Raw genomic sequence first — 26,911 nt, forward strand, 5'->3', positions numbered from 1 at the left:
CCCACGCGCCGCCGCGACGCGGGCCTTTGCGCGCTGGTTTTGGCATCATCGGCGGCGCCATGGCTGGGATGGCGCAAGGGGATCGCATGTTTCTACCGCTGGTATGGGCCATCGGCCTGCTGGCCGGCCTGGCTGCCCCGACGGCCGCCGCCGCGCCGCCTGCCGCGGCGCCCCCGGCCGCGGCTTCGGCTGCCCTGGGCGGTGCGCTGCCCACGCCGCAGTTCCGCCGTTACGGCACCGCCGAGGGCCTGCCCAGCAGCAGCGTCTACGCCGTGGTGCAGGACGCCAGCGGCGTCATGTGGTTCGGCACCAAGGGCGGGCTGGCGCGCTATGACGGCGTGCAGTTCCAGGTGTTCCACCATGTGGCCGGCGACCCCACCTCGCTGCCGCACAACACGGTGGGCGGGCTGCTGGTGGATCGCCAGGGCCGGCTGTGGACCAGCGGCCTGGAGGCGGGCCTGAACCGCTACGACCCGGCCAGCGGCGGCTTCATGCACTGGGCGCACGATCCGTCGGACCCGGCGAGCCTGGCGATCGACAAGGTGTGGACGATGGCGCAGACCGCCGACGGCACGCTGTGGGTCGGTACCGAGGAAGGCCTGGATCGCATGCGCGCGGACGGCCGCCATTTCGACCACGTGCCCAGCCCGCCGCGCGACGACGGCGAGCCGGATCATTTCGGTGCGGTGGCTGCGCTGTTTGTCGATCGGCATGACCGGCTGTGGATCGGCAGTTCGCACGGCGTGTTCCGGCGCGATCCGGACGGTCGCATCCGGCGCATCCGTGCCGCCGATCCGGGTGTGCTGATCGATGCCTGGTCGATCGACGGCAACGCGGGCGACGACGAGATCCGCATTTCCGCCAGCCACGGGCTGTTCCTGGTCGGCGCGGACGACGTGGCGCGCCCGTTCGATACGCCGGGTCTGCCCGATACCAACATCATGACGAGCGCGCGCGATCGCGCCGGGCGCCTGTGGATCGGCACGCAGAAGGGCCTGTACCTGCAGCAGCGCCCGCACGCGCCGCTGATCGCGGTGATCGACAAGCCGGTGATGTACGGCAACCTGCCCGGCAGCTGGGTGTGGAAGATCACCGTCGATCGCGAGGGTGGGCTGTGGTTCGCGCTGTTCGACGGCGGCGTGGCCTACCTGGCGCCCGGCTGGCATGGCATGAGCCGCTACACGCACATCCCCGACGACCCGGACAGCCTGCGCGATTCGATGGCCACGGCGATGGCGCGGGCGCGCGACGGAATGCTGTGGGTGGGCGAGCGCGGCGGCCGGGTGGACAAGCTTGAGCCGTCCACCGGGCGCGTGCAGCACGTGCTGTCGGGACTGCGCGGCGACGTGCAGGGCATGACTGAAGACGCCGACCACAATCTGTGGATCGCCACCAAGGGCGCGCTGTACCGCTACCGCGACGGCCAGCTGGACCGCGTCGATCCCGATCAGGCGGCGCTGCGCACGCCGCTGGAGGTCGAGGCCGGCCCGGCGGGACGGCTATACGTGCGCACCTTCAACCAGGGCCTATTCCGCATCGATCCGCACACCCTGGCGGTGACGCCGGTAGCGATCGACGGCGGCAACGATCGCGCGCGCTGGGGTAGCCAGATGACCCTGCGCTTCGGCGTGTTCTGGTACGCCGGCGACGGCGGCCTGTACCGGCTCGATCCGGCGCGGGACCAGTTCGAGCCGGTGCCGGGCGTGGACAACGACCGCGCCGTCGACGCCTTCGATACCTCGTCCGATGGCTTCTGGCTGGCGCGGCCGGACGGACTGGAGCACTACCGGCGCGTGCCCGACGGGCTGCAGCTGGACCGCCGCGTGGGCGCCGCCGAGGGCTGGCCGTCGATCAACGTGGTCGACCTGCGCATCGACGCGCACAAGCGGGTGTGGATCTTCGGCAGCGACGGGCTGTGGCGGTTCGATCCGGACAGCGGCCGCTTCCGCGTGATGGGCCTGCAGGACGGCCTGGCCAACGGCGAATTCTTCCGCGGCTACAGCCGCCTGGAGGACGGCACCATCTACGCGCCCACCTTCGGCGGCGTGGTGGGATTCAACCCGGACCTGATCGGCGACCAGCAAGGCACGCCGCCGCTGCTGGCGATCACCGGCGTGCGCGTGCGCCGCCACGGCAAGCTGCACGAGCTGCCACCGGACGGCACGCTGAGCGTCGACTGGCGCGACCGCGAAGTGAGCGTGGTGGCGCGGCTGGTGTCGTACGTCGACCCGGCCGCCAACCGCTACCGCTTCCGCATGGTCGGGCTCGATCCGGGCTGGGTCGATGTCGATCACCGCGGCGAGCGCGAATTCGCCGGCCTCACGGCGGGCGACTACCGGCTCGAGGTGATGGCGGCCGGCGCCGACGGCCGCTGGATCACGCTGGCGCATCCGCTGCGCATCCACGTCGACGCGCCGCCGTGGGAACGCTGGTGGGCCTGGCTGGCGTACGCCATTGCCGCCGGGCTGCTGGCGATGTTCGTGCTCGCCCTGTGGCAGCGGCGCCTGGCCCAGCGGCACCGTTTCGATCTCTCCGAGCAGCAGCGCCAGCTCGCCGAGGCGGCGAGCGCCGCCAAGACGCGCTTCCTCGCCACGCTCAGCCACGAGATCCGCACGCCGATGACCGGCGTGATGGGCATGGCCGAGCTATTGCTCGCCACGCCGCTGCGGGCGGACCAGAACGACTACGCGCACGCGATGCAGCGCTCCGGCGCGATGCTGCTCAAGCTGCTCAACGACGCGCTCGACCTGGCCCGCATCGAGGCCGGCCGCTTCGAGCTGGAGCCCGCGCCGTTCGACCCGCGCGAACTGCTGCAGGACGTGGCCCGGCTCACGCTCGCCCAGGTGCAGGGCAAGCGCATCGGCTTCACGCTGGAAGCGTCGGCTGATCTGCCGCCGGCGCTGCTGGGCGACGCCACGCGCATCAAGCAGATCCTGCTCAACCTCACCGGCAACGCGGTGAAGTTCACCGAGCGCGGCAAGGTCACCTTGAGTGCGCGCCGCCGCCACGGCGACGTGGAGTTCAGCGTCAGCGACACCGGCCCGGGCATTCCCGAGGCCAGCCAGTCGCGGCTGTTCCAGCGCTTCGAGCAGGAGGACGGTCCGCAGCGTCGCGCCGGCAGCGGACTGGGGCTGGCGATCTGCCGCGAGCTGGTGACCCTGATGGGCGGCTCGATCGAACTGGAATCGCGCCTGGCGCAGGGCAGCACGTTCCGCGTGCGGCTGCCGTTGCCGGAGGCCGCCGAGGAATCGACCGTCGAGTCGGCGATGCCGGCGGCGCCGGGCGAGCGGGCGCGGGTGCCGGCATGCCGCGTGCTGCTGGTGGAGGACGACGCCATCGTGGCGGCGGTGATTCGCGGCCTGCTGCAGGCGCAGGGGCATCGAGTCACCTACGTCACCCACGGCCTGGGTGCGCTGGCCGAACTGAGCAATGCGCGCTTCGACCTGATGCTGCTGGATCTGGACCTGCCCGGCGTGGACGGTTTCCAGGTGGCGCGGATGGTGCGCCAGCGCGAAGCTGCCGGCGAGCACCTGGCGATCGTGGCGATTACCGCGCGCTCCGGTGGCGACGAGGAGGCGCGCGCACGCGCCGCGGGCATGGACGGGTTCGCGCGCAAGCCGATTTCCGGCGCGCAGCTGGCCGATGTCATCGAGTCGGTGCTGGTGCAGTTGCCGCGCGAGGAAACCATCGCCGGCCCGGCCAGCTGAGCGCCATCGCCGGCGCCCGCCGCCGGCTCACATGTCGAACTTGTTCACCTGGAAACCGAGCCGCGCGTATTCGCGCCAGCGCGTGCGCGAGCCGTCGCGCTCGGCCGGGTCGGCCGCCACCACTTCCAGCACGCGCTCGAAGCGCCCGGGGGCGCAGCCTTCGCGCAGGTTGATCACCAGTGGCCGGTCGGCGGTGTCGATGCCCGGCGGCACGATCAGCACCGCGGTGTCCGCATCGTCGTCGTCACCGGCGAGCTGGTGCGGGATGAAGGCGTCCTCGTCGAACGCCCACAGCAGCTCGTCCACCGCCTCGGCCTGCTCGAAGTCGCGCACCAGGATCAGCGTGGGCTGCTGCGCGGCGAACGCGCGGCGCGCCAGCTCGCACACCAGCAGCAGCGGCTGCTCGCGGAAGCGCGGCTTGTCGATGAGGTAGAAGTCGGCGCGGGGCATGATGGGAGAGTCGTTGCTTTAGCGTTGGCTCGTCATTCCAGCGTTCGCCGGAATGACGGTGGGGGTCATCACGCGCAGGCGCGGTCCAGCAGCCACTGCGCCAGCAGCGGCACCGGGCGCCCGGTGGCCAGGCCCTTGCGGCCCTCGTCCCACGCGGTGCCGGCGATGTCCAGGTGCGCCCAGCGCTGGCCTTCGGTGAAGCGCGACAGGAAGCAGCCGGCGGTGATCGCGCCGGCGCTCTTGCCGCCGATGTTGGCCACGTCGGCAAAGCCCGATTCGAGCTGGGTCTGGTAGTCGTCCCACAGCGGCAGCCGCCAGGCGCGGTCGAGCGTGGTCTCGCCAGCGGCGAGCAGCTCGGCGGCGAGGTCGTCGTGCTTGCTCATCAGACCGGTAGCGTGCTTGCCCAGCGCGATCACGCAGGCGCCGGTGAGCGTGGCGGCGTCGATGATGGTGTGCGGCTTGTAGGTCTGCGCGGTCCAGGTGAGCGCGTCGCAGAGGATCAGGCGCCCTTCCGCGTCGGTGTTGAGCACTTCGATGGTCAGGCCCGAGAGGCTGGTGAGCACGTCGCTGGGGCGGTAGCTCTCGCCGTCGGGCATGTTCTCCACGCTCGGCACCACGCACACCAGGTTGGTCTTCACGCCCATCTTCACCGCGGCGACGAACGCACCGAGCACGCCGGCGGCGCCGCCCATGTCGAACTTCATCTCCTCCATGCCCGGGCCGGGCTTGAGGCTGATGCCGCCGGAGTCGAACGTGACGCCCTTGCCGACGAACGCGTACGGTGCGTCGCCCTCAGCGCCGCCCTTGTACTCCAGCGCGATCAGGCGCGGCTTGTTGACCGAGCCGCGGCCCACGGCGAGCAGCGAGCCGAAGCCGAGCTTCTCCATTTCCTCGTGGTCGAGCACGCGGCAGCTCACCGCGTCGCTGTGGGCGGCGGCGAAGGCCTGGGCCTGGTCGGCGATGTAGGCGGGGTTGCAGATGTTCGGCGGCAGGTTGGCCAGCTCACGGGCGAAGCGCACGCCCTCGGCGATCGCCATGCCCTGATCCAGGCCGGCCTGCGCCTCGGCGCCGCCGGCAAAAGCCACGCTGGCGAGCTCCGGCTGCGCGGTCTTTTCGCGCGGCTTGAAGGTGGCGGTGTAGCGATAGCTGGCGTGGTCGGCGGCCAGCACCGCGGTGCGCATGCGCCAGGCGGCGTCGCGGCCGGGCACGTCGATCTCGGTGAGGTAGGACACCGCGCCGTCGATCGGCAGCTTGCCCAGAGCACGCGCCGCGTCGGCGTTGACGCGCTGGTAGCGGGCGGCGTCGAAGCCCTTCTGCTGGCCCAGGCCCATCACCAGCACGCGCTTGGCGGCGATGCCTGCGGGAGCGAACAGCATGCTGGCGCTGCCGCCCTTGCCGGTGATGTCGCCGCTTTCCACCTGCCGCTTGATCGCCCCGTCGGCCGCGCTGTCGATGCGCGCCGCCGCACTGGAGAGCACGCCGCCTTCGTATACGCCGACCACCACGCAGGGCGTATCGACGGTTTCCGGGGCGGTGGAGGCGAGGCTGAACTGAAGCGTCATCGGAGGGTCCTGCGGTAGGCGCCGGCACGGCCGGACAGGCTAGACTTGCGGTTTGCCAGCGCCCCCGTGGGCGCGGCGCAAGCCTCTGATTCTATCGCATGCTGAGCATCCTCGACCGTTACTTCCTGCGCGAGCTGGGCCTGACCATGGCGGCCACAGCCATCGTGCTGGTGACGGTGCTCGCCGGCAGCACCTTCGCCCATGTGCTGCAGCAGGTGGCCAACGGCAGCTACCCGGCGAGCGTGATGTTCCAGGTGCTGGGGCTGAACATGCTCGATGGCCTGTCCAACCTGCTGCCGTTGTCCGGCTACGTGGGTGCGCTGTGGGCGATGGGGCGGATGTATCGCGAGAGCGAGATGCACGTGCTGGCCTCCTCGGGCATGGGCGCCCGCGGGCTGTTTCGCCCGGTGGCGATGCTGGCGGTGGTGATCGCGCTGGCGGTGGGGCTGGTGTCGCTCTGGCTGGGGCCGTGGGCATCGCGCACCTCGGCCGCGTTGATCGACGCGGCGAACCGCTCGGTGATCGCCGCCGGCCTCGATGCCGGCCGCTTCACCGAACTGCCGGGCAAGGACGGCGTGATCTTCGTCGACACCCTCAGCCGCGACGGCAGCCAGCTGGGCAAGACCTTCATCGCCACGGAGCGCAAGGGCGGCGACGGCCTGACCCACCTGCGCCTGATCACCGGCACGCGCGGCCAGCTCTACCAGGAAAGCGACGGCAACGGCCGCTTCCTCGGCCTGATCGACGGCTGGCAGTACGAGCTGCCGCTGGGCGCGGACAACTGGCGGCGCATCCGCTACGAGCGCAACGATGCCTCGCTGACCAACGTGCAGGGCGGCGACAGCGACGACGATCCCAGCCACAACCTGGACACGATCGCGCTGGCGCGCACCGATTCCAACGAGGCGCGCGCCGAGCTGGCCTGGCGCATCGGTTCGCCGGTGATGGCGCTGGTGCTGATGATGCTGTCGCTGCCGCTGGCCAAGCAGAACCCGCGCGAGGCCCGCTACGGCCGGCTGCTGCTGGCGGTGCTCGCGTTCTTCCTCTACCAGAACATGATGGCGCTGTGTAACGGCCAGATCAGCAAGGGCCACTGGCACAGCTCCGGGCCGATGTGGGTGGTGAGCGCGCTGGCCTTCGCGATCGGTGCGTGGATGTTCCGCAACCAGTACCGGCCGCGTCGCGTGCGCGCGGCCCGCTCGCCGCAGGTGATCGCATGATCGCCCTGCGCCCGCGGCGGGTGGACTGGCTGATCGGCACTACCGTGCTGGCCTCGCTGCTCACCGTCTGGTTGATGATCACCGGGCTGGATGCCCTGCTGCAGTTCCTGCGCCAGCTCGGCCACGTCGGCAAGAACGGATTCACCCTCGCCGACGCTGCGCTGTACGTGCTGGTCACCTTTCCGCGCCGGCTCTACGAGAACTTCGGCTACGCCACGGTGATCGGCGGCCTGCTCGGGCTGGGCAGCCTGGCCGGCAGCGGCGAGCTCACCGCGCTGCGCGCCGCGGGCATGTCGCAGTTGCGCATCGCCGCCTCGGCGGCGGGCGTGGTGGCGCTGCTCATCGTCGGCGTGGTGATCCTCGGCGAGACGGCGGCGCCGTGGGGCGATCAGAAGGCTCAGGCGATGCAGTTGCGCCAGCGCACGAGCGGCCTGGGCATGGCCGGCTCCACTGGCCTGTGGGCGCGCGACGGCCGTCGCGTGATCAACGCCAAGACCAGCCTGCTCAAGCAGGTGAACGGGCACAATCAGGTCGAGCTGGCGGACGTGCGCGTGTTCACCTTCAGCGACGACGGCCAGCTCACCCGCTTCGACTGGGCGAAGAGCGCGCAGCACGATGGTCGCCAGTGGACGCTGTCGCAGGTGCGCAGCACCACGCTGGACGACAAGGGCACGCACACCACCCAGGTGCCGAGCATGCCGTGGGATGCGCGGCTCAATCCGCGCGTGCTGGAACAGTCGCTGGTGCAGCCGCAGTACCTGCCGATGCGCGATCTGCGCCGCAACATGAATTATCTCGAGGCGAACGGGCAGAGCCCGGGCGTCTACGCCGTGGCGTTCTGGACGCGCGCGCTGTATCCGCTCAATGTGCTGGTGCTGGTGCTCTGCGCGATGCCGTTCGCCTTCGGCAGCCTGCGCTCGGGCGGCCTGGGCAAGCGCATCTTCATCGGCATCCTGATCGCCATCGCCTGGTACTTCCTGCAGCAGGCGCTGATCAATTTCGGCACGGTCTACGGCGTACCGCCGTTGCTGGCCAACCTGCTGCCGGCCACCGTGCTGGCGCTCGCCGCCTGGGTGTATTTCCGGCGGCATCGCTGACACGTCGGCTCAGTGCGCGAGCGTGTCCTCGCGGCCGAGTGCCGCGCGGCGCTGTTTCCAGGTCTCGGGCGTCTGCGGCTTGACGAACAGGGCGGCCAGCTCGGGATGTTCGGCCTTGGCGCGCGACTCGATGCGGCCGATGCAGGCCTCGATCTGCGGTGTGGCCAGCGCATCCTCGAACTCGGCACTGAGCGCGGCGACCACGCGGTCCGGCCCCATCTGCACCGTCATCACGCCGTTGGCCGAGCGCACGCCCGGATCGGCCGCCGCGATGCGCATCAGCGATTGGCTCACGCCCGGTCGTGCCGGCTCGCCGATCAGCAGGCCCTTGGTCTCGCGCGCAAGCAGCAGCGCCGAGCAGGCCAGCACCGCGGCGATGCCGAGCGAGGCGATGCCGTCGAACACCGGCATCTGCAGCCAATGCGCCAGCCCGATGCCGGCCAGGGCGATCAGCAGCCCGCTCAGCGCGGCGGTGTCTTCCAGCAGCACGGTGAACACGCTCGGGTCCTTGCTCTGGCGGAACGCTTCGAAGTAGCCGCGCTGGCCCTTGCGCTGGCGGAATTCGCGCAGCGCCACCCACCACGAACCGCCCTCGAACAGCATCGAAACGCCCAGCACGATCAGGCTCGGCAGCGGGTGCTTCATCGGCACCGGTTGGCGGATGTGCGCGATGCCTTCGTACAGCGACACGCCCGCGCCCATCGCCAGCACCAGCAGGGCAACGATGAAGCTCCAGAAGTACAGCTCGCGCCCATAACCGAACGGATGGCTGTCATCGGCCGGCTGCCGGGCTCGACGCAGTCCGTACAACAGCAGCAGCTCGTTCACCGTGTCCACCAGCGAATGCACGCCCTCGCTGAGCATCGCCGAGCTGCCGGACACGCCGGCGGCGATGAACTTCGCCACGGCAATGGCAAGGTTTCCGATCAGCGCGGCCACCACCACCTTGTTCGACGACGCATGCGCGCGCGCCTTGCTGTCGGCCATGAGCGATTCCGGAAAGAGGCAGGATGAACACCATGCCCGCGGCCGCGTCGATAGGCCGTGGACGGCGGCCCGCTCGGCCAGGACCGGCACCCAGACGCGCCTGCAGCGGGTGCGTCGTCCTGTCACCCCCGCGCCGCTTGCGGGGCCTTCCGCGGCGTGATCATGATGCCGACGCGCGCACCGCCAGTGCGCCTGAAGCCGGGGACATGCCATGCAGACGCCGCTGATCGGTCGCTCGTTCTCCTTCATCGAAAAGGTTGGCCTGCTGGCCATCCTGCTGGCGACGCTGTTCGCCGGATTCAGCGAGGTGCGGCAGATGGTGCTGGCCGGCCACGCCGGGGTGAGCGACCTGCTCTTGCTCTTCATGTATCTGGAGCTGGTCTCGATGGTCGAGGTGTACTGGACAGCCGGCAAGCTGCCCGTGCGCATGCCGCTGTACATCGCGATGGTGGCGCTGGCCCGGCACATGCTGGTGGACCAGCAGTTGCCCGCGCTCGATCTGCTGGGCACGGCGGTGGCGATCCTGCTGCTGGCGGTGGCCGTGGTGGTGGTGCGCTACGGCCACCTGAAGCTGCCGTACCGCGACGCGATCGACTCGCGCCACCTCAGCTGAGCGTGCCGGCCGGCTTGTCCGGCCACCGCGGCGCGGTCATGCTGCGCGTTCCCTTTTTCGCGTGAGGAGAACGGCAGTGGGCTGGGTGGATCTGCGCAGTGACACGGTGACCCGACCGACCGCAGCGATGCGCGCGGCGATGGTCGAGGCGGCGGTGGGCGACGACGTCTACGGCGAGGACCCCACGGTCAACGCGCTGCAGCAGCGGCTCGCCGACGATCTGGGCTTCGAGGCCGGGCTGTTCGTGCCCACCGGCACGCAGTCCAATCTGGTCGGCCTGATGGCGCACTGCGAGCGCGGCGACGAGTACATCGTGGGCGCCGATGCGCACACCTATCGCTGGGAGGGCGGCGGCGCGGCCGTGCTGGGCTCGATCCAGCCGCAGCCGATTCCGCAGGACGCCGACGGCACGCTGCCGCTGGAGAAGGTGGCCGCGGCGATCAAGCCAATCGACCCGCACTTCCCGCGCACCAAGATCCTCGCGCTGGAGAACACCTGGTGGGGCCGAGCGCTGCCGCTGGATTACCTTGCCGCGGCACGCGCGTTCACCCGCGAGCGCGGCCTTGGCCTGCATCTGGACGGCGCGCGGCTGTTCAACGCGGCGGTCGCCTGTGGCGTGCCGGCGCGCGAGATCACGCAGCACTTCGACAGCGTGTCGGTGTGCCTGTCCAAGGGATTAGGCGCGCCGGTGGGTTCGGTACTGGTGGGCTCGGCGGCCTTGATCGAGAAAGCGCGGCGCTGGCGCAAGGTCGCCGGCGGCGGCTGGCGCCAAGCCGGCCTGTTGGCCGCCGCGTGCACCTATGCGCTGGATCACCACATCGATCGCCTCGCCGACGACCACGCCCGCGCTGCGCGCCTGGCCGAGGGGCTGGCGGCGATCCCCAACGTGAAGCTGCTCGGCCAGCACACCAACATGGTCTACGTCGACGTGCCGGTGGACCGGCTGCGCGATCTGGACGTCCATCTGCGTGCGCGCGAAATCCGCATCGGCATCGGCTACACCCCCACGCTGCGCCTGGTGACGCATCTGGATGTGGACGACGAGGGCGTGGCGCGCACGGTGGCGGCGTTCGAGGCGTTCTTCGCCGCGTAGGGTGATGGACGGCTTCGGTGCGCCGGTTATGCTCGGCCGACGTTCTTCATGGAAGAGGAGTTCCCGATGCGACACCTGCGCATCCTCTGGCTCGGTGCAGCCGTGATGCTGACCGCCTGCCAGCGACCGGGCGATGCCCCGGCCGGGCCGCAGCAGGCGAGCCTGTTGCCGCCCGATCAGGCATCCGCCCACGTGATCGCGGCAGCCCCGCCCGCCGCGCATACCGCCGCCCCCGTTGCAGGTTCGCTGCCTGCGCCGCCGGCGCCGATCCGTGCGGTGGGGACGGACGAAGCAATCAAGCCGTTCGACTTCGCCGGGCCCTCCGGCGGCATCGGCCCGGCGGTGTGTCGTTTCGACGGGCTGCAGTTGCCCCCGGGCACCAAGGTCTACGCCGCCGGTGGCTACGGAGGCGCGGCGCAGGCGTTCCAGATCGACCAGAGCGGCCATCAGGCCACCCGCATGGACGTGGCGGTGAACCAGCCATCGGCGCCCGTCGTACTGATGCTCGGCAGCTACGAGCCCACCGTGTGGAACGTGGGCTGGTCACCGGGCACGCGCATCCTCGCGGTGCTGGTCAGTGGCTACCACCGGCAGGTGATCAACGGCCTGCCATCGGGCGTGCCACGCATCGTCAGCACCCACGACAACCACGGCGCCTGTCCGTCGTTCTCGCTGTCCGGCGATCGTCTCGACTCGCTCAATTTGGCGGCCCGGCAGGTGTTCGGGCGCAACGTCGACATGGTGTTCCCGGCGCGCAGCGGCAAAGTGCTGGTCAGCGAAAGTGGCGCCGAGGCGGGCCGCTGGGTGACCGATCGCGCGGCGCAGGCCGCCGATTCGTTCCGCCTGGCCGATACGCCGCTGGCCGGTGAAGCCGGACTGGAGGAAGGCGTGCGCAAGGGCTATCTGCGGGAGGCGACGCCTGCCGATGCACGCGATTGGCAGATGGCCGCCGCCGCGGCGCGGGGGCCGGGCAATGTGCCTCCGGTCTACGGCGGCACGAAGCCCCGGCCGATCGGCATGTATCACGCCTACGTGGTGCTGAAGCCGTTCACCCTGCCGGCTGGCCTGTACGGCGCCCACAGCGCCACGTTCTTCGTGCCGAAGGGCGTGCCGCGCCCGAAGGGCACGCTGGGGCATTCCACCCTGTACGACTTCAACACGCTCAGCTGTGCCGGTGTGGCGTGCTGGCATTAGGCGAGCCGGTCAGCGACAGCGCTGACGAACAAGCCGCGCGGCGGTGGACTGCCTCGTGCCAGCGCCGACCGATCATCAGAAGATCGACAGCCCGGTCAGGCTGGTGAAGCGCTCCAACGCCAGGCTGCCGGCCAGCGAGTTGCCCTTGGCGTTGAGTGCCGGCGACCACGCCGCCACCGCCAGCTTGCCGGGAATCACGCCGACGATGCCGCCGCCGACGCCGCTCTTGGCCGGCATGCCCACGTGGTAGGCGAAGTCGCCCGCCGCGTCGTAGGTGCCGCAGGTGAGCATCAGCGCGTTGATGCGTTTGGCCAGGTCCGGTGACAGCAGCGCCTTGCCCGACCACGGGCAGCGGCCCTGGTTGGCCAGGAACAGGAAGCCGCGCGCCAGGTCGGTGCAGCTCATCGCCAGCGAGCACTGATAGAAGTAGAAATCCAGCACCGCCTCGATCGGCTGCTCAAGGTTGTCGAAGCTGCGGATGAAGTTGGCCAGCGCGGCGTTGCGGTAGCCGTGCGACTTCTCCGACGCGGCCACTTCCGGGTCGTCGCGCAGCGCGGGATTGGCCGCGCAGCCACGCACCGCAGCCAGCAGCTCGGCGCGCGCGTCGGCGCGGCTCCCCAGCACCACGTCGGCCACCACCAGCGCGCCGGCGTTGATGAACGGGTTGCGCGGCACGCCGTGTTCCACTTCCAGCTGCACCAGCGAGTTGAATGCGCTGCCGGAGGGCTCGCGACCCACCCGCTGCCACAGTTGTTCGCCGACCGCCTGCAGCGCCAGGGTCAGCGTGTAGACCTTGGAGATGCTCTGGATCGAGAACGCCTCGTCGGCGTCGCCGGTGCGGTAGAGCTGGCCATCCAGCGTGACCACGGCCATGCCGAACTTGTCGCGCGGCACGCTGGCTAGGCGCGGGATGTAGTCGGCCACCTCGCCTTGGGCCAGCACGGGACGCAGCTCGTCGCGGATCGCGTCGAGGATGCGCCGGTAATCCGGCGTGCTCACGCGCGGCGGGCCGTGTCGCGGCAGCGGATGGACATCACGCCGTGCGCGGCTCGAACTTCCGGATGAAGTCGCGCACCTGCGGATAGACCGTCTCGCGCCAGCGCCGGCCGCTGAAGATGCCGTAGTGGCCAGCGCCCTCGATCACCCGATGCGCGCGCGCCTTGGCCGGGATGCCCGTGCACAGGTCGTGCGCGGCCTCGGTCTGGCCCAGGCCGGAGATGTCGTCCAGCTCGCCTTCCACGGTAAGCAGCGCGGTGCGCTTGATCGCCGAGGGATCGACGCGCTCGCCCGCCACGTCCCACACGCCGCGCGGCAGCAGGAACTGCTGGAACACCTTGGCGATGGTGTCGAGATAGAACTGCGCCGGCATGTCGAGCACGGCGTTGTACTCGTCGTAGAACTTGCGGTGCGACTCGGCGTCGTCGAGATCGCCGCGCACCAGGTCCTGGTAGAAATCCCAGTGCGAGTTGAGGTGGCGGCTGGGGTTCATCGCGATGAACCCGGCGTGCTGCAGGAAGCCTGGATACACCTCGCGCCCGGCGCCCGGGTAGTTGCTCGGCACGGTGTGGATCACGTTGCCCTTGAACCACGACAGCGGCTGGCGCGTGGCCAGGTTGTTGACGCTGGTGGGGCTGCGGCGCGGGTCGATCGGGCCGCCCATCATGGTCATCGAGCGCGGCGTGGTTTCGCCACGCGAGGCCATCAGCGAGATCGCGGCCAGCACTGGCACGGTCGGCTGGCATACCGAGATCACGTGCAGCGACTCGGCGCCAATGTGGCGGATGAACTCCTGCACGTAGGCGACGTAGTCGTCCAGCCCGAATGTGCCCTGGTCGACCGGCACCATCCGCGCGTCGACCCAGTCGGTGATGTACACCTTGTGGTCGCGCAGCAGCGTGCGCACGGTGTCGCGCAGCAGGGTGGAGTGATGCCCCGACAGCGGCGCCACCACCAGCACCACCGGGTCGTTCTTCATCTTCTCGATGGTCGCTGGGTCGTCGCTGAAGCGCTTGAACCGCTTGAGCTGGCAGAACGGCTTGTCCAGCGCCACGCGTTCGACGATGGCGATCTCGTGCTCGTGCGCGATTGCCTGATGGATGCCGAACTCAGGTTTTTCGTAGTCCTTGCCGAGGCGGTGGATCAGCTCATAGCCGGCTGCCCAGCGCTCCACGCCTGGCCACTGCGCCAGCGGGCTGGCGGGGTCGTTGAGCATCTTGGCGCTGGCGTCGGCGAAGTGGCTGAGCGGGCCGAGGAAGGCGCGCTGCCACTCGTGGATCTGATAGAGCATGAGGTGGACCGTCAAACCGTAAAGGCCTGATTCTAGAACCAGTCGGTCCAATTTGTGTTGCGGTGCCGCAAGTCCCTGCGGCAGCTCAAGCGCCGGCCGGCGCCGGGCCACGGCGGCACACCAGCAGCAGCTCGTCGACGCCGGCGGTGTCGCCGAGCCCGTCGCGCCAGGCCAGCGGCTTCTGGAAACGCAGGCCCAGCGGCATGAACACCCGGTTGTACCACCACATCGCGCGCTCGCGCTGGTGGGTCAGGAACCACTGGCCGAGATCGAGCAGGCGCGAGGATTCCGGCTGCATGCCGTAGATTGCGCTGCGCTCGATGCGCCAGCCGTGCGCGCCCAGCATCGCCTCGATCTGCGCCGGCTCGTAGCGACGGTAGTGGCCGACGAAATCGTCGAAGGCGGTCCAGGCGTCCGGATCGAGCGGTACCGAGAGCAGCAGCGTGGCGTCGGGCGTGGCCACGCGCGCCAGTTCGGCCAGCGCGCCGACGTCGTCCACCACGTGTTCGAGGATGTCCAGCGCGCAGACCAGGTCGAACTGCGCGTCGGGAAAGGGCAGCGCGCCGATCATCGCGTGGGCGGTGCGCGCGCCCTGGCGATGCAGGCCGCGCAGCGCGGCGTGGCTCATGTCGACGAAGCAGGTGTCCGCCAGCGGCAGGCGTGGACGCAGGCCTGGCGCCACTTCCAGCCGGTGCCGCGCCTCGCCGGCGAGAGCGCCGAACAGCGGCCAGGTATTGAAGCGGTCCGGCGCGATCAGCCGGGCGTCGGACCACAGTGCCTCGTAGAAACGGCGGTTGGTGCGCAGCAGGTCGGCCTCGCTGCGGGCCAGGGCATCGGTGTCGGTCATGCGCGCAGTGTGCCGGGCCGGCGCCGCGCTGTCCGTGAACGTCTCAACCGATGCGGCGCAGCTCGGTGCCGGCGGCCAGGTCGTGCAGCGCGCGCTTGCGCGGATCGAACAGGGCCACGGCGAACCACGCCGCCCAGGCGATCAGCGCCGCCCACAGCGCGCCGCGCAGGCCCAGCACGGGCGCGAGCGCGAGCAGCGCCAGCGGTGCGCCGGCCACGATCACGCGGATCAACGCCTGGCGCAGCGTGGGCCGCGCGCCGTCGCGCGCGGTGACGCGCAGATGCCACGGGCGCATCCCCAGCGTCTGGCCGCCGCGCAGCCACGACACCACGAAATACGCCGACACCACCACCGCTTGCAGCGGTCGATACCACCAGGCGATCGCCGTCTGCGCACCGGTGGTGATCAGCCGCCCGCCGGTGGCCAGCTGGCACAGCAAGCCCACCACCATCACGATCGCCACCACCGCGAGCAGGTCGTAGATCAGGGCGATCAGGCGGCGCCACAGCGGGCAGGGCAGGGAGGTGGGGGCGTCGGTCATGGCTTCGCTTGCGTCGCGCGCGCGCCGTGCCCAGCATGGCGCGCATGAAAGAGGAAAACCCCGCCAGTATCGCCCAAGCTGACCAGCGCAGCATCGCCACCTTCATCGAGCGGGTGTGGTCGGAGGACGGGCTGTCCGATCGCACGCTGGAGGCGTATCGCCGCGATCTGGAGGGCCTCGCACGCTGGTTGTCGACGCGCGGTCGCACGCTCGAGAACGCGCGGCGCGAGGATCTGTCGGCCTACCACGGCGCCGCGCCGGTGGCGGTGCGCTCGCTGGCGCGGCGGCAATCCTCGTTCCGCCGCTACTACGGATTTCTCGCCCGCCAGTCGGCGGATTTCGACGATCCCACCCGTCTGATCGAACGCCCCAAGCTGCCGCGCAGCCTGCCCAAGGCGCTGGCCGAGCGCGAGATCGAAGCGCTGCTGGATGCACCCGACGTCACCACCACGCTGGGCCTGCGCGACCGCGCCATGCTGGAGCTGATGTACGCCTCGGGCCTGCGCGTGTCCGAGCTGGTCGAGCTGCCGCTGGCCGGCTTGAACCTGCGCCAGGGCGTGCTGCGCGTCACCGGCAAGGGCGGCAAGGATCGGCTGGTGCCGGTCGGCGAGCTGGCACTGGAGCGCATCGAGGCGTATCTCCAGACCGCGCGGCCGGTGCTGGCGCGCGGCCGCCAGCCGGCGGCGCTGTTTCTGAGCCAACGCGGCGAGGGCATGACCCGACAGATGTTCTGGACGCTTGTGAAGCGCTACGCGATCAAGGTGGGCATCACGCCCAAGCGCATCTCGCCGCATGTGCTCAGGCACTCGTTCGCCACCCACCTGCTCAACCACGGCGCCGACCTGCGCGCGCTGCAGATGCTGCTCGGCCACAGTGCGCTGAGCACCACGCAGATCTACACGCTGGTGGCGAAGGAAGGCCTCAAGCGGCTGCACGCGCAGCACCATCCGCGCGGCTGAAGCGCCGCGCCGCCGCGCCCGCGTGCGCGCACTGGGACGGCGCGCACGCTTGCCGGCCCGGGGCGGGCGATCGGGTTCAGGTGGCTGTGCGAGAATCCGCGCTTCCCGCGCGGTGCCACCCATCGCGCCTGCACGAGGTTGATGACGATGTGGAAGAAGCTGATGTTCGCGCTCTGTCTGGGCGGCGTGGCGGTGGCGGTGGCGGCTCAGGCTGCCGATACGGGCGTGCCGCCGGAGGTGGAGAAGACCGTGCGCGCGGCGATCGAGAGCTTCGGGCCGAAAGTGCACATCGAGTCGGTCACGCCCTCGCCGGTGCCGGGCTTCTACCGCGTGATCGCGTCCGGGCAGATGGTCTACGTCACCGCCGACGGCAAGTACATGCTCAACGGCGACCTGGTCGACGTGGCCAAGCGGCACAGCCTCAATGACGACGCCTGGGCCGGCTTCCGCAAGGCCGAGCTGGCGCGCGTGCCGGCGGCGCAGCGCATCGTGTTCGCCCCGCCGCATCCGAAGACCACGCTGACCGTGTTCACCGACGTCAACTGCGGCTTCTGCCGCAAGTTGCACGAGCACATCGACGATTTCATGAAGGCCGGCATCGCCATCGAATACCTGGCCTGGCCGCGCGAAGGGGTGACCACCACCGCCGGCAATCCCACCCCGACCTACACCGAGATGGTGTCGGTGTGGTGCGCCGCCGACCGCAAGAGCGCGTTCACCGCCGCCAAGCAGGGCAAGGCGCCCAAGCCCGCCACCTGCGACAACCCGGTGCAGGCGGAATTCGAACTGGGCGAGCGCCTGGGGGTGAACGGTACGCCGGCGATCTTCACCGCCGACGGCCGCCAGCTCGGCGGCTACGTGACCGCCGACCAGGTGCTGGACGACCTGCGTAAGCACCCGACCGGCGGCGGCTGACCGCCCGGCGCGGCCTCGGGGGCATCCGATGCCGTATTGCAGCATCGGGTAGAATGGCGGTTTTCCCGTACAGCGCCATTCCCCCTCGCATGATCGCTTTCGACGGGCAAACCGCCCTTTCGCCGTTCCGCCTCGACCGCCTCAACGCCCGCCTCGATGCCCTGCATCGCGGTGCGCGCATCCAGGCGGCGTGGTTCGTGTATTTCCTCGATGCCGACCAGGTCCCCGAAGGCCTCGAACGCCAGCGTCTGCTGGACGTGCTGGAAGCCAAGGACGCGGCGCCGGAGCCGGCCAGCCTGTGGGTGGTGCCCCGTCTGGGCACGATCTCGCCGTGGTCGAGCAAGGCCACCGACATCCTGCACGGCGCCGGCTTCGACGTGCGCCGTGTCGAGCGCGGTCTGGCCTGGCTGGCGGTAGGCCTGCCCGAGGCGGGCGCGCCCGACCACGAGGCGGTGATGGGCGTGCTGTGCGACGCGATGACCCAGTCGGTGCTCACCGACCTGGATCAGGCGCAGGGGCTGTTCCTCGCCGGTACGCCGGGCGACCTGGTGCACGTGGCGCTGGGCAACGACGCCCGCGCCGCGCTCGCCGAGGCCAACACGCGGCTGGGCCTGGCGCTGGCCGAGGACGAGATCGACTACCTGGCCGACCGCTACGCCGAGCTCGGCCGCGATCCCACCGACGCCGAACTCTTCATGTTCGCCCAGGCCAACTCCGAGCACTGCCGGCACAAGGTGTTCAACGCCAGCTGGACGGTGGACGGTCAGGCGCAGGACGCCACGCTGTTCGGCATGATCAAGCACACCCACCAGCGTTCGCCCGCGCACACGCTGTCGGCCTACAAGGACAACGCGGCGGTGATCGAGGGCTCGGCCGGCAAGCGCTTCTTCGCCGATGCCGACGGCGTGTGGAAGGCGCACGACGAGCGCATCGACTACGCGATCAAGGTAGAGACGCACAACCATCCCACCGCCATCGCGCCGTGGCCCGGCGCGGCCACCGGCGCCGGTGGCGAGATCCGCGACGAGGGCGCCACCGGTCGCGGCGCCAAGCCCAAGGCCGGCCTCACCGGCTTCTCGGTGTCGGACCTGCGCATCCCCGGCCATCCGCAGCCGTGGGAGGTGGAGCGTCCACTGCCGCCGCGCATGGCCAGCGCGTTCGAGATCATGCGCGACGGCCCGCTCGGCGCCGCCGCGTTCAACAACGAGTTCGGCCGCCCCTGCCTGGGTGGCTACTTCCGCAGCTACGAGCACGAGACCGGCGAAGCCGGCGTGCGCCGCGGCTACGACAAGCCGATCATGCTGGCCGGCGGCCTCGCCAACATCCGTCCCGATCACGTGCAGAAGCGCGAGCTCCAGCCCGGACACAAGGTGATCGTGCTGGGCGGCCCGGCGATGCTGATCGGCCTGGGCGGCGGTGCGGCTTCGTCGGTGGCCTCCGGCTCGTCCAGCGCCGAACTGGACTTCGCCTCGGTGCAGCGCGACAACGCCGAGATGGAGCGGCGCTGCCAGCAGGTGATCGACAGTTGCTGGGCGCGCGGCGATAAGAACCCCATCGTCAGCATCCACGACGTGGGTGCCGGCGGCCTGTCCAACGCGATTCCGGAACTGCTCAACGACGCCGGCGTGGGCGGCGAGATCGATCTGTCGACGATCCCCTGCGACGACCCCTCGCTGTCGCCGATGCAGGTGTGGAGCAACGAGTCGCAGGAGCGCTACGTGCTCGCTATCGCGGCCGACGACCTGCCCGAGTTCGAGGCCTATTGCGCCCGCGAGCGCTGCCCGTACGCGGTGGTCGGCACGGCCACCGAAAAGCGCCAGTTGGTGCTCACCGACCCGCGCCGCGACCTGACCGTGATCGACCTGCCGATGGATGTGCTGTTCGGCAAGCCACCGCGCATGCATCGTGACGCCACGCGCATCAAGCCGCGCATCGACCTGGTGCCGGATCTCTCGGGCATCGGCATGGACGAAGCCGTGCTGCGCGTGCTGCGCCTGCCCACGGTGGGCTCGAAGAACTTCCTCATCACGATCGGTGACCGCACCGTCGGCGGCCTCAACCATCGCGATCCGATGGTCGGCCCGTGGCAGGTGCCGGTGGCCGATTGTGCGGTCACCATCACCGATTTCGACGGCTACACCGGCGAGGCGATGGCGATGGCCGAGCGCGCTCCGGTGGCGCTGCTCTCCAGCGCCGACGCCGCGCGGCTGGCGGTGGGCGAGGCGATCACCAACCTGGCCGCCGCGCCGATCGATCACCTGGGCGAGATCCGCCTGTCCGCCAACTGGATGGCCGCGGTGAACCACGCGGGCGAGGACGCCGCGCTGTTCGACGCGGTGAAGGCGGTGGGCATGGAACTGTGCCCGGCGCTGGATATCTCCATCCCGGTCGGCAAGGACTCGCTATCGATGCAGACGGTGTGGACCGACAACGGTCAGCGCCAGTCCACCGTGGCGCCGGTGTCGCTGGTGATCACCGGCTTCGCCCGCGTCAACGATGTGCGTCGCACGCTCACCCCGCAGCTCAAGCTCGACCGTGGTCCGTCCGACCTGTGGCTGGTCGATCTGGGCGGCGGCCGCGACCGCCTCGGCGGTTCGGCGTTGACCCAGGTGTTCAACCGCGCCGGCGGCGTGCCGCCGGACCTTGAAGACGTCAAGCGCCTCAAGGGGCTGTTCGAGCTGGTGCAGGAAGCGAACCGCGCCGGCCTGCTGCTGGCCTATCACGACCGTTCCGACGGCGGCGTCATCACCACGCTGCTGGAGATGGCCTTCGCCGGCCACTGCGGCCTGGAGATCCATCTGGACGGCTGGGCCGAAGCGACCCTGCGTGCGCTGTTCAACGAGGAACTGGGCGCCGTGCTGCAGGTGGCCGAGGCCAACCGCGAGGCGTTCGAGGCACTGCTGGTCAAGCACGGCCTGGCCGGGCTGAGCCACCGCATCGGCCGGCCCAAGGAAAAGCTCGGCATCAAGCTGTACCTCGGCAACGAGGCCACCTTCAAATGGCACTGGAGCACGTTGTTCAAGGCGTGGAACGAAACCAGCCACGCCATGCAGCGGTTGCGCGACAACCCGCTCAGCGCCGACGCCGAGCTGGAGTGGCGGCTGGATGACGCCGACCCGGGCATCAGCCCGAAGCTCACCTTCGACATCACCAAGGACGTTGCCGGACCGCTGGCCGCTGCGCCAGGTGCGCGCCCGCGCGTGGCGATCCTGCGCGAGCAGGGCGTCAACGGCCAGGTGGAGATGGCTGCCGCGTTCACCCGCGCCGGTTTCGACGCCGTCGACGTGCACATGTCCGACCTCGCCAGCGGCCGGTTCAAGCTGGCCGACTTCCGCGGCTTCGCCGCCTGCGGCGGTTTCTCCTACGGCGACGTGCTCGGCGCCGGTCGCGGCTGGGCTACCTCGATCCTCTACAACGCCGATCTGCGCGCGCAGTTCGAAGCGTTCTTTGCCGACCGCACGAAGTTCGCGCTGGGCGTGTGCAACGGCTGCCAGATGCTCAGCCAGCTCAAGGACATCATCCCCGGTGCACAGCACTGGCCGAAGTTCCTGCGCAACGCGTCCGAGCAGTACGAGGCGCGCGTGGCGACGCTGGAGATCCTCGATTCGCCCAGCCTGTTCTTCAAGGGCATGACCGGCTCGCGCATTCCGGTGGCGGTCGCGCACGGCGAAGGCCGCGTGCACTTTCCCAACGTGTGCAGCCCGTCCAAGGCGCAGGCGGCAGTGCGCTTCGTCGACAACCGCGGCAAGCCGACCGAGAACTACCCGCTCAACCCGAACGGTTCGCCCGGCGGCCTGGCCGGCTTCACCGCCGCCGATGGCCGCGTGACCATCCTGATGCCGCATCCCGAACGCGTGTTCCGCAGCGTGCAGATGAGCTGGTGCCCGGACAGCTGGGGCGAGGACTCGCCGTGGATGCGCATGTTCCGCAACGCGCGGGCATGGTGCGGCTGAGCGAGGCTCCGCGTTCGGCGGCCGTGCGGCGCGGCGGCTGAGGCGTGGGCGCCGTGCGCTGGCATCGGCACATGGCTTTCGCGCTGTGGCTGGTGGCGCTGGTGCTGCTGCCGTGGTGGCTGGGCCTGCCGCTGCTGCTTGGCATCGTCGCCGTGCTGCTGGTGGGCGCCGAGCGGCTGCAGCCGTTCAACGCCACGCTGCGGCTCGCGCTGCGCTGGGGCCTGCCCGGGGTGGTGCTGGCGTTCAAGCGTTGGCTCGGCGACGACGCGCTGGCGTGGACGATCGCCGCGGTGGCCGCGCTGGCCGCATTCACCCTGCTGGCCGGACTCGAAGCGTGGCTGGATCGCGGCCTTCGCCGCGAGGCGGCGCGGGCGCCGGGTGCAAACGCGCCCATGCCCGAGTGGCCCGAAATGGCACTCGCGCCGCTGCGCGTGGGCGGCATCGTGGAGCTGTTGCCCGCGCAGTGGCTGACGCTGGACGAAAGCCCGGACAGCGTGCTGGACGACGGCCGCGGCTGTTGCCTGCGCTACCGGCGCGAGCGGGGTTTCGCCGGCTACGTGTTCGACGACGGCACGCGCATCGAGGCCCCACCCGGACGCCTGTCCATCAGCCCCGGCGGGCGCTGGCTGGCGCTGGAAGCGAAACCCGGCGTGCTGCTGTGGGATCGCGACCTGCGGCAACCCCATCGCCTGCGCCGGCGCCACCTGTGCGGTTGGCACGACGAATCGCCATGGCTGCAGGGCAGCGACGCGGGCATGCCACTGCCGCTGCGCGACGCCCTGCGCCGCGAGCGCGTGGGCTGAGCCGTTTTCGATTGGCCCGTCCGCGCGCATACTTGCGCAGTGATCATCTCCCCCGATTCCTCTCCCGCGCCCCCGGCGGGCGTACCGGACGTCAGCGTCATCGTGGTTTCGGCCGACAGCGGCCCGGGCCTGCACGACTGCATCCGCCGCGCGCTGGCCTGCCCGATGGTGCGCGATGTGCTGCTGATCGACAACGGCTCGCGCGACGGCGTGCCCGAAGCGGTCGCCCGCGCGCACGAGCACGAGCCGCGCCTCAGCGTGATCTTCAATCACGCCAACCTGGGCTTCGGTCCGGCGGTGAACCGCGCCGCCAAGCGCGCCGGCGGATCGCGCCTGCTGGTGCTCAACCCGGATTGCCTGCTCGAGCCGGACACCGTAGAACGCCTGGTGGCGGCGTTCGATGCGCAGCCACGCACCGGCCTGGTCGGTGCGGTGGTGTGCGATGCGCACGGCGTGCCCGACCCGGCCTCCCATCGCCGTGATCCGCTGCTGGCGCGCACGCTCACCACCTTGTTCAAGCGTCCCGGCGAGGGCATCAACGTGGAAGGGCCGATGCCGGACCATGCGGTCGAGGCTGAGGCCGTGTCCGGCGCGTTGATGCTGGTGTCGCGCCGCGTGTTCGATTACCTCGACGGCTTCGACGAGCGCTACTTCCTGCACTGCGAGGATCTGGACCTGTGCCGCCGCGTGCGCGACGCGGGCTACCGCGTGATGCTGGCCGGCGACGTGCGTGTGCTGCACGGCAAGGGCGGCTCCAGCCGGCACCGGCCGGTGTTCGTCAGCTGGCACAAGCATCGCGGCATGTGGCGCTGGTTTCGCACGTTCGATCCCGACGCGCGCAAGTGGCATCTGGCGGCCGTCGTCTGGCTGGGGATCTGGGCGCATTTCGCGTTGAAGGTGCCGGGGCAGCTGTGGCGTCGCCTCGCTGCGCGCGCGCCGGTGCAGGGCGCCACTGCATGAGCGCCGCCGCGGGGCGCAGCGCAGCGCTCGCCACGATCGCGTTGATCGGCGTGACCGCGGTATGGGGCTCCACCTTCTTCCTGATCAAGGACGTGGTGCAGCGCGTGGCGGTGGCCGACTTCCTCGCTGTGCGCTTCGTGTTGGCGGCGCTGGCGATGACGGTGATGTTCGCCGGTCCGCTCCGGCGCCTGCCGCGCCGGCAGTGGCTGCAGGGGCTGGCGCTGGGCGCATTGTACGGCGTGGCACAACTGCTGCAGACCACCGGCCAGATCTACGCCTCGGCCAGCGTCAGCGGCTTCGTCACCGGCATGTACGTGGTGTTCACTCCGCTGCTCGGCACCGTGCTGCTGCGCCAACGCATGCCGTCGGTCACCTGGATTGCCGTGCTGCTGGCGACAGGTGGCCTCGCGCTGCTGTCGCTGCAGGGCTTCAGCGTGAACAAGGGCGTGGTGCTGGTGCTGATTTCCGCGGCGTTGTATGGCCTGCACATCGTGGGGCTGGGGCAATGGTCGCGGCCCGGCGATGCGTTCGCGCTGTCCACGGTGCAGATGCTGGCGATCGCCGCCGTCTGCCTGCTGGCCACGCTGCCGCACGGGCTCAAGCTGCCGCCGGATCGCGGCGTGTGGTTCGCGCTGATCTACATGGCGCTGGCCGCCGGTGCCGGCGCGATGCTGGTGCAGACCTGGGCCCAGTCCCACATGCCGGCCACCCGGGCGGCGATCGTGATGACACTGGAGCCGGCGTTCGCCGCCGGCTTCGCGGTGGCCTTCGGCGGCGAGTCGCTCACCTGGCGCATGCTCGGTGGCGGCGCGCTGGTGCTGGCAGCGATGTATCTGGTGGAACTGGCGCCGCGCCGCCAGGCCCGCAAGGCCGCCGCCGTACCGGCCGAGGCGATCCACCACGAGGTGTGACAGCAAACCGTAGGAGCCCGCTCGCGGGCGATGCCTTTGCTCTAATGTGGATCAGGAGCGGAAGCATCGCCCGCGAGCGGGCTCCTACCGATCGGCGGCGAGTTCGCGACTGTCCCCTTCACCACATCTATCACGCACCGACGCACCGTCGAGAGAAGCACGCCCCCGCTCCTGTAGGAGCCCGCTTGCGGGCGATGCTCTTCGCTCTGAATCGGCATCGAAGCGAAAGGCATCGCCCGCCAGCGGGCTCCTACACGGCCGCTTGCAGCACGGCGAGCACGTCGGCCTCGTTCACTCCTGCGACGATCTCCGCCCGGCCGATGCCGCGCCAGAGGATGAGGCGCAGCGTGCCGGCGGTGTTCTTCTTGTCCAGCCGCATCAGGGCGAGCAGTTGCTGCGGGTCCATGCCGGGCGGCACGTCGGTGGGCAGGCCGAGCGTGTCGAGCAGGCGCTGCAGGCGCAGGGTGTCGTCCAGCGTGCTCATGCCGAGCTGCTGCGAGAGCTGCGCGGCCAGCACCATGCCCACCGCCACCGCCTCGCCGTGCAGCAGGACGGTGTAGCGGCCGGCGGTTTCCAGGGCGTGGCCGAAGGTGTGGCCGAGGTTGAGCAGGGCGCGCTCGCCCTGTTCGGTTTCGTCGCGGGCGACCACGCCGGCTTTGTAGGCGACCTTGCGTGCAATCGCTTCGGCCATCACGGCCTGATCGCGCGCGGCCAGCGCATCGGCATGCGCCTCCAGCCAGGCGAAGAACTCCGCGTCGCCGATCGCTGCGCCCTTCACCACCTCGGCCAAGCCGGCGCGAAACTCGCGCTCGGGCAGGGTGGCAAGCGTATCGATATCGGCAAACACGCCACGCGGCTGGTGGAACGCGCCCACCAGATTCTTGCCGGCCGGCAGGTTCACGCCGGTCTTGCCGCCGACCGAGGAGTCGACCATCGCCAGCAGCGTGGTCGGTAACTGGATGAAGTCGATGCCACGCATCCAGCAGGCGGCGGTGAAACCGGCCAGGTCGCCGACCACGCCGCCGCCCAGCGCGATGACGCAGGCGTCGCGGGTGGCGCCGAGCTTGGCCAGCGCGGCCAGCGCTCGCCCGACGTTGTCGAAGCTCTTGTGCGCCTCGCCGTCGTCGAGCAGGAACGTGTCCCACTGCAGGCCGTCCAACCCCTTCGCAACGCGTTCGAGATACAGCGGCGCCACCGTGGTGTTGCTGATCACCAGCGCGTGGCGGCCGCGGATCGCCCGGCGCCACAGCGCGCTGTCGTCCAGCAGGCCGTGGCCGATGTGCACGTGGTAGCTGCGTGCGCCGAGGGTGACGTCGATGGTGTGCGTGGCGGGGACGTTCATGCGGCCTGTGTGCGGTTCCAGTGGGTGTCGATCAGGGCGATGCAGCGCTCGGTGGCGGTGGCGACGTTCTCGTGCTCGCCATGGACGATGAGGTCGGCCACGTCGCGGTACAGCGGCGCGCGGATCTCGCGCATCGCCTCGAGCTTGCCGCGGCGGTCTTCGCCGGCCAGCAGCGGGCGCTTGTTGTCGCGGGCCAGACGTTCGAGTTGCTGCTCGATGCTCGCTTCCAGCCAAACCACGTAGCCGCGCTCGGCCAGCCGCTGGCGGTTGAGCGGATCGAGCACCGCGCCGCCGCCGGTGGCCAGCAGCAGGCCGTCGCGGCGGCTGCATTCGTCCAGCAGCTGGCTCTCGCGCTGGCGAAACCCGGCCTCGCCCTCGATCTCGAACACCGTACTCACCGGCACACCGCAGTGCTGCTCGATCTCCTGGTCGAGATCGACGAACGGCAGGCCATAATGCGCAGCCAGGCGGCGACCGATCGAGGTCTTGCCGGCGCCGGTGGGGCCGACGATGAACAGGTTGCGCGACGGATTCATGCACGAATGCTAGCAGGGCACACCATGCCGACGACGGAGATCACCACGCCATGAGCGAGCGCGTCTTGCTGGCCGGTTGCGGCGATCTGGGCGAGCGCGTGGCGCGCCGGTTGCTCGCGCGGGGCGACACGGTGTTCGCGCTGCGCCGCCACCCGCCAGCGCACTCGGTCGACGGCATCACCTGGCTGGCCGGCGACATGACGCAGCCGTCGCGGTTGCCGTCGTTGCCGCCGGGCATCACCCAGCTGGTGCACCTGCCCACGCCTGGCGCGCGCGATGCGGCGGCCTATCGTGCCGTGTTCGTCGACGGCCTGCGTCACGTGATCACCGCGCTGGATGCGGTGGCGCTGAAGCGGGTGCTGTTCGTTTCGTCGACGGCGGTGTACGGCGAAGCTGGCGGCGCCTGGGTGGATGAGGAAACGCCGCCCGATCCGCCGGGTTTCAATGGTGCCGTGCTGTGGGAAGCCGAGCGCTGGCTCGCCGCGCAGCCGTCCACCGGCATCGCGCTGCGGCTGGCCGGGCTATACGGCCCGGGGCGGTTGCAGCTGATCGAGCGCCTGCGCGCTGGCGCCGCGTCGGTGCCGCGCGCGCAGACGCACTGGTCCAACCGCATCCACGTCGAGGACGCCGCCGCGGCCATCGTCCACCTGTTGGCGCTGCCTGATCCGCAAGCCCTCTACATCGGTGCGGACGACACGCCGCTGCCGATCGACGTGCTCTACGACCACCTCGCGGTGCTGGCCGGCGCGCCTCGACCTGCGGGCGGGCCGGCGCCGGCGGATGTCGCCAGCAAGCGTCTTAGCAACACGCGCCTGCGCGCCAGCGGTTGGGCGCCACGGTGGCCGGACGCGCGCGACGGCTACGCCGCGCTGCTGGCGGGTCAGCCCGGCGCGGCCTGATCGCGACAGTCCAGCGATGTCCGGGCCATGTCGCG

22 protein-coding genes are annotated in these 26,911 nt (G+C 70.4%); 13 read left to right on the top strand and 9 right to left on the bottom strand.

Annotation, left to right across the window (positions count from 1 at the left end; all coding sequences use genetic code 11):
- The first annotated feature begins 86 nt into the window (after positions 1-86).
- Entirely contained in the window at positions 87-3,707 is a 3,621-nt protein-coding gene (locus ACQVBX_RS00135) for a two-component regulator propeller domain-containing protein (protein WP_431635875.1), read from the top strand.
- A 27-nt stretch (positions 3,708-3,734) separates the two neighbouring features.
- On the opposite strand, the gene ACQVBX_RS00140 is transcribed toward ACQVBX_RS00135, so the two are convergent.
- Together ACQVBX_RS00140 and ACQVBX_RS00145 are read right to left on the bottom strand one after the other, a co-directional pair.
- Entirely contained in the window at positions 3,735-4,157 is a 423-nt protein-coding gene (locus ACQVBX_RS00140) for a DNA polymerase III subunit chi (protein WP_431635876.1), read from the bottom strand.
- Between the two features lie 68 nt (positions 4,158-4,225).
- Positions 4,226-5,719, bottom strand: a complete 1,494-nt coding sequence (locus ACQVBX_RS00145; protein WP_431635877.1) for a leucyl aminopeptidase — start codon at positions 5,717-5,719, stop codon at positions 4,226-4,228.
- A 98-nt stretch (positions 5,720-5,817) separates the two neighbouring features.
- On the opposite strand from ACQVBX_RS00145, the gene lptF reads away from it, so the two are divergent.
- Entirely contained in the window at positions 5,818-6,939 is a 1,122-nt protein-coding gene (gene lptF / locus ACQVBX_RS00150; protein ID WP_431635878.1) for an LPS export ABC transporter permease LptF, read from the top strand.
- The gene (gene lptG / locus ACQVBX_RS00155; RefSeq protein ID WP_431635879.1) at positions 6,936-8,036 is read left to right on the top strand and encodes an LPS export ABC transporter permease LptG; all 1,101 of its coding nucleotides are present in this window, start codon (positions 6,936-6,938) and stop codon (positions 8,034-8,036) included. Before lptF ends, lptG begins: the two co-directional genes overlap by 4 nt.
- Before the next feature lie 9 nt (positions 8,037-8,045).
- Here lptG and ACQVBX_RS00160 read toward each other — a convergent pair whose 3' ends face one another.
- Positions 8,046-9,023 (bottom strand): cation diffusion facilitator family transporter, encoded by a 978-nt coding sequence (locus ACQVBX_RS00160; RefSeq protein WP_431635880.1) that lies wholly within the window; start codon positions 9,021-9,023, stop codon positions 8,046-8,048.
- Between the two features lie 211 nt (positions 9,024-9,234).
- On the opposite strand from ACQVBX_RS00160, the gene ACQVBX_RS00165 reads away from it, so the two are divergent.
- From ACQVBX_RS00165 to ACQVBX_RS00175, 3 genes are all read left to right on the top strand, one after another.
- Positions 9,235-9,636 carry a phosphate-starvation-inducible PsiE family protein gene (locus tag ACQVBX_RS00165; RefSeq protein ID WP_431635881.1) on the top strand — a complete coding sequence of 134 codons (402 nt, stop codon included), beginning with the start codon at positions 9,235-9,237 and terminating at the stop codon, positions 9,634-9,636.
- 76 nt (positions 9,637-9,712) lie between these two features.
- A complete protein-coding gene (ltaE, locus tag ACQVBX_RS00170; RefSeq protein ID WP_431635882.1) occupies positions 9,713-10,729 on the top strand; it encodes a low-specificity L-threonine aldolase in 1,017 nt (338 codons plus the stop codon).
- Positions 10,730-10,795: 66 nt separating this feature from the next.
- Positions 10,796-11,923, top strand: coding sequence for a hypothetical protein (locus ACQVBX_RS00175; RefSeq protein ID WP_431635883.1), 1,128 nt, complete (start codon positions 10,796-10,798; stop codon positions 11,921-11,923).
- A gap of 75 nt (positions 11,924-11,998) precedes the next feature.
- Here ACQVBX_RS00175 and ACQVBX_RS00180 read toward each other — a convergent pair whose 3' ends face one another.
- From ACQVBX_RS00180 to ACQVBX_RS00195, 4 genes are all read right to left on the bottom strand, one after another.
- Positions 11,999-12,922, bottom strand: a complete 924-nt coding sequence (locus ACQVBX_RS00180; RefSeq protein WP_431635884.1) for a glutaminase — start codon at positions 12,920-12,922, stop codon at positions 11,999-12,001.
- A 34-nt stretch (positions 12,923-12,956) separates the two neighbouring features.
- Entirely contained in the window at positions 12,957-14,210 is a 1,254-nt protein-coding gene (locus ACQVBX_RS00185; RefSeq protein WP_431635885.1) for a polyhydroxyalkanoate depolymerase, read from the bottom strand.
- Between the two features lie 85 nt (positions 14,211-14,295).
- Positions 14,296-15,057 (bottom strand): class I SAM-dependent methyltransferase, encoded by a 762-nt coding sequence (locus ACQVBX_RS00190; protein ID WP_431635886.1) that lies wholly within the window; start codon positions 15,055-15,057, stop codon positions 14,296-14,298.
- A 43-nt stretch (positions 15,058-15,100) separates the two neighbouring features.
- Positions 15,101-15,598 carry an RDD family protein gene (locus tag ACQVBX_RS00195; RefSeq protein ID WP_431635887.1) on the bottom strand — a complete coding sequence of 166 codons (498 nt, stop codon included), beginning with the start codon at positions 15,596-15,598 and terminating at the stop codon, positions 15,101-15,103.
- 44 nt (positions 15,599-15,642) lie between these two features.
- Between ACQVBX_RS00195 and xerD the strand changes: the two genes are divergently transcribed.
- The 6 genes from xerD (at position 15,643) to ACQVBX_RS00225 (ending at position 24,099) form a co-directional block, all read left to right on the top strand.
- On the top strand, positions 15,643-16,557 hold the full coding sequence (gene xerD / locus ACQVBX_RS00200; protein WP_431635888.1) for a site-specific tyrosine recombinase XerD: 915 nt from the start codon (positions 15,643-15,645) through the stop codon (positions 16,555-16,557).
- 141 nt (positions 16,558-16,698) lie between these two features.
- On the top strand, positions 16,699-17,472 hold the full coding sequence (locus ACQVBX_RS00205; protein WP_431635889.1) for a DsbC family protein: 774 nt from the start codon (positions 16,699-16,701) through the stop codon (positions 17,470-17,472).
- 89 nt (positions 17,473-17,561) lie between these two features.
- Complete coding sequence (gene purL, locus ACQVBX_RS00210; protein WP_431635890.1) at positions 17,562-21,425, top strand: phosphoribosylformylglycinamidine synthase; 3,864 nt, start codon at positions 17,562-17,564, stop codon at positions 21,423-21,425.
- A gap of 71 nt (positions 21,426-21,496) precedes the next feature.
- Complete coding sequence (locus ACQVBX_RS00215) at positions 21,497-22,228, top strand: hypothetical protein (RefSeq protein ID WP_431635891.1); 732 nt, start codon at positions 21,497-21,499, stop codon at positions 22,226-22,228.
- 45 nt (positions 22,229-22,273) lie between these two features.
- On the top strand, positions 22,274-23,188 hold the full coding sequence (locus ACQVBX_RS00220) for a glycosyltransferase family 2 protein (protein ID WP_431638080.1): 915 nt from the start codon (positions 22,274-22,276) through the stop codon (positions 23,186-23,188).
- The gene (locus tag ACQVBX_RS00225) at positions 23,185-24,099 is read left to right on the top strand and encodes a DMT family transporter (protein ID WP_431635892.1); all 915 of its coding nucleotides are present in this window, start codon (positions 23,185-23,187) and stop codon (positions 24,097-24,099) included. The genes ACQVBX_RS00220 and ACQVBX_RS00225 overlap by 4 nt, the downstream gene beginning before the upstream one ends.
- Positions 24,100-24,349: 250 nt before the next feature.
- On the opposite strand, the gene aroB is transcribed toward ACQVBX_RS00225, so the two are convergent.
- Positions 24,350-25,441, bottom strand: coding sequence for a 3-dehydroquinate synthase (gene aroB / locus ACQVBX_RS00230; protein ID WP_431635893.1), 1,092 nt, complete (start codon positions 25,439-25,441; stop codon positions 24,350-24,352).
- Positions 25,438-25,977: a shikimate kinase gene (locus tag ACQVBX_RS00235; RefSeq protein WP_431635894.1), complete on the bottom strand. Its 540-nt coding sequence runs from the start codon at positions 25,975-25,977 to the stop codon at positions 25,438-25,440. The genes aroB and ACQVBX_RS00235 overlap by 4 nt, the downstream gene beginning before the upstream one ends.
- 50 nt (positions 25,978-26,027) lie before the next feature.
- Here ACQVBX_RS00235 and ACQVBX_RS00240 point away from each other — a divergent pair, with 50 nt between their 5' ends.
- On the top strand, positions 26,028-26,876 hold the full coding sequence (locus tag ACQVBX_RS00240) for an NAD-dependent epimerase/dehydratase family protein (protein ID WP_431635895.1): 849 nt from the start codon (positions 26,028-26,030) through the stop codon (positions 26,874-26,876).
- Positions 26,877-26,911 lie beyond the last annotated feature (35 nt).

Source organism: Dyella thailandensis, assembly GCF_050749815.1.
In the GTDB taxonomy this organism is placed as follows: Bacteria; Pseudomonadota; Gammaproteobacteria; order Xanthomonadales; family Rhodanobacteraceae; genus Dyella_A.